General features: G+C 69.3%; 1 protein-coding gene. It reads right to left on the bottom strand.

Annotation, left to right across the window (positions count from 1 at the left end; all coding sequences use genetic code 11):
• A partial coding sequence (locus GPA_RS14870) for a DUF4097 family beta strand repeat-containing protein (protein WP_049784187.1) occupies positions 1 to 1,006 on the bottom strand: 1,006 nt, incomplete at its 3' end.
• Positions 1,007 to 1,120 lie beyond the last annotated feature (114 nt).

Raw genomic sequence — 1,120 nt, 5'->3', positions numbered from 1 at the left:
TTGGGGGTGCGGAGCGGTCTGCCGGGGCGTCTCGGTCGACGCCCTCGGAGCCGTCGAGCGTCGCGCTGTCGCGCATGAACCTCAGGTCGATGCTGCCGCTCGTGGTGCTCGCGACGATGCGCTTGGCGGCCCCCGTCGTGCCGTTCGGGGCGCTCACGTGCCCGCTCGACGAGGAGGCCGTGGTGTCGTAGTCGGCCGCCGTGCCGGCGAACAGGGCATGGATCGACCCGCTCGACGCTTCCAGCTCGACGCCCTCCGCGTCGATGACCGCCGTCTCTATGTCGCCGCTCGAGCTGCGGGCGCTCAACGTGTTCGCGCGCACGTCTCCCAGGCTCTGGTCCCCGCTCGAAGTCCTCGCCTCGAACGAGGATGCCTCCACGTCGTCGAAGGAGAGCGAGCCGCTCGATGCCCGTGCCGAGAAGGCCTCGGCCTCCACGCCAACCGCGACGATGTTGCCGCTCGAGGTCTTCAGATCGACGCTGCCTGCGCTTACGCGCATGGCCGACACGTAGCCGCTGTTCGCCGAGAGCGCTACGGACCCGAGGCCGTCGAGGTCCGCCACGTCGATGCTGCCGCTGCTCGTCTCCACGGTTAGGGAGCCCGTGTAGCTGCGCGGCACCTTCACCACGGTGGCATGGTCTTGAAAACCTACCTTCATGAACTGGAAGCCAGCAAGCGACGTGCCTCGGCCGGTTATCGCAAGCGTGCCGCCCTCGTCGACGACGTCCACGGCCTTCTCGCTGCTGGTCCAGTACACGACCTCGATGGCGTCGCCGTCGGCCGGCTCGAAGCGCACCCCCTCGTCCCGATCGCTCACCACGATGGCCGTATGGGGCGTTTCGCTCTCCGCGTCCAGCGTAAGCGTGGTCGATGCCCAGTCGCGCGTGTCGTTCGACAGGTTCTCGAAGCGGAAGTCCGCCGCGGCGAACGCCCCGAGGGCGAGCGCTGAGCCGCCGACCAGTAGAACGGTAGCGACGATCAGGACTGCTTTACGCGCGGTTGTCATGGCTCTGCGCTCCTTCCGAGGCCGGGTATCCCGCCGCAGGTGCGTTCGGCGCGGTCGGGAAGGGGACGGTGCCCTGCGCGGCGACAGGGGAGGACGCGCCGGGGCAGGGGGCTG

The sequence above is a fragment of the Gordonibacter pamelaeae 7-10-1-b genome (genome assembly GCF_000210055.1).
Classification (GTDB): domain Bacteria; phylum Actinomycetota; class Coriobacteriia; order Coriobacteriales; family Eggerthellaceae; genus Gordonibacter; species Gordonibacter pamelaeae.
This window is presented reverse-complemented; position numbering and strand designations above follow the sequence as displayed.